The 1,634-nt window shown below is 67.4% G+C and carries 2 protein-coding genes; one reads left to right on the top strand and one right to left on the bottom strand.

Annotated elements, in window-relative coordinates; genetic code table 11:
* Window positions 1-211: hypothetical protein (locus tag VET27_RS07600; protein ID WP_526516677.1), on the top strand; the 211-nt coding region annotated here is incomplete at its 5' end.
* A 91-nt stretch (window positions 212-302) separates the two neighbouring features.
* Here the strand turns inward: VET27_RS07600 and VET27_RS07595 are convergent.
* On the bottom strand, window positions 303-1,373 hold the full coding sequence (locus VET27_RS07595) for an IS110 family RNA-guided transposase (protein ID WP_526516675.1): 1,071 nt from the start codon (window positions 1,371-1,373) through the stop codon (window positions 303-305).
* Window positions 1,374-1,634 lie beyond the last annotated feature (261 nt).

The raw sequence follows: 1,634 nt of genomic DNA, 5'->3' as shown, positions 1-1,634 counted from the left end.
TCACGCAGCCGACGACTTCGACCAGGCTGCGGCCGCCTACCAGGCCGCCCATTCCATCCTCAGCGCCGAACCGAACCCCAGCGGCACCCGCCACCAGGTCGCACAGCACCTACGCGAGGCGGCCACCGCCGAACGCCGTGCCGGACAACGGTTCCTCCACCACGCCAGCAGACCAACCCCAGCCATACCCCTCCGGGGAACGCCGGCATAGCCCGCCTCCGGGCAGCGCCGGAGGTACCCCCTCCCCACAACCGAGCGCACGGTCATAGCCGCCTGGCAGTCGGCTCTCGGGTGCGACGCTCCTATGCTTCGTCAAGCCGCTGCGGCCCACTTTCAAGTAGGCGGTAGAGGTCTCGGGCGACGTAGCGAGCCAGGCAGCGTTTGATCTCTCGGGCGGTCTTTCCCTCGGCAGTGCGCCTTGCGACGTAGTCGCGGGTGCCTTGCTGGTACTGGATCCGGCTCTGCACCACGGTGTGCAAGGCGTTGTTGAGGTTCCGGTCGCCGTAACGGTTGAGCCGATACCGGGTGGTGACTTGGCCACTGTTCGCCGGGATCGGTGCCACGCCGGCGAGCATCGCGAACGCAGCTTCCGAGTGGATCCGCCCGGGATGGGACCAGGCGCACAACACCGTCGCGGCGACGATCGGGCCGACACCGAACTCCTCGAGCAGGTCTGGTCGCCAGTTGCGGATGATGGCCACGAGGGCCTTCTGCAGCTCACGTGCCTCCTTCAGCATCGCGTGCGCGCGACGAGCCAAGGTCCGCAACGCCACGACGGTGCTGGTCGTCTCGGTGTCCCACGACGAATGCACCCGCAGGCTCGCGGCGGTGTTGAGCATCGCGGCAAGCTTCTGACCACGGAACCGGTCACGGATCGGTTCCGGTGCGGCAATCACCAGACTGAAGACCTGCAGCTGGGCCTCGGTCGAGGCATTGATCGCAGAGCGGCGAGCAGTCAACAGCACCGACAGTGCCTGGCGTTCGCCACCACTGCGCGGAGTTCCCAACCGCGGTCGCGCCATCGCCTCACGCGCGGCCCGAATCGCATCGAGCGGATCCGATTTCGCCCCGTTGCGCCGCGCAGCCCGCTTCGGGCGGTCCAACTCGACGACGATCTCCGATGCCCTCCCCAGGTGCCGACTCAGACCGGCGCCATGGCCACCGGTCCCCTCGATCGCCCAGGCCCGCAACATCGCGTGGTTGTTGGCGAACTCCACCAGCTCGGCATAGCCCTCAGGTGTCGCCTCGACCGTGATCTCGTCGAGGACACCACCGGTCGCGGTGTCGAGGACGGCCGCGGAGTGGGTATGGACGTGGGTGTCGACGCCGATGACGACATCGACCACGTCACGCAGATCGGTCAGACTGTTCATGCGTTCTCTCCTTCGCCGGACGGGACGTGGTTCCGGTCCGGGACGGAGGCTCGGCAGGACTGTGATGAGACACATCCGGCGCCTCTAACGCCAGATGGTCAAGCTCCTGATCAGGCCAGCTCCTCCAACCGGGCCGGGGCCGGCAACCACGAGCGGACAAGTCGCAGCAAGGCACGAAGCCAGTCACTCCGGGGGTCACACCCGCGGTCACCAACCCACAGCCCAGCACCATCAGGCTGCGTTGGCGATCCTCACAGTCAC

Source organism: Mycobacterium sp. (genome assembly GCF_035633495.1).
GTDB lineage: Bacteria > Actinomycetota > Actinomycetes > Mycobacteriales > Mycobacteriaceae > Mycobacterium.
This window is presented reverse-complemented; position numbering and strand designations above follow the sequence as displayed.

Excerpts from the sequence above, each read along its gene's own strand:
- VET27_RS07595 (WP_526516675.1), bottom strand. The coding sequence starts at position 1,373 with ATGAACAGTCTGACCGATCTGCGTGACGTGGTCGATGTCGTCATCGGC.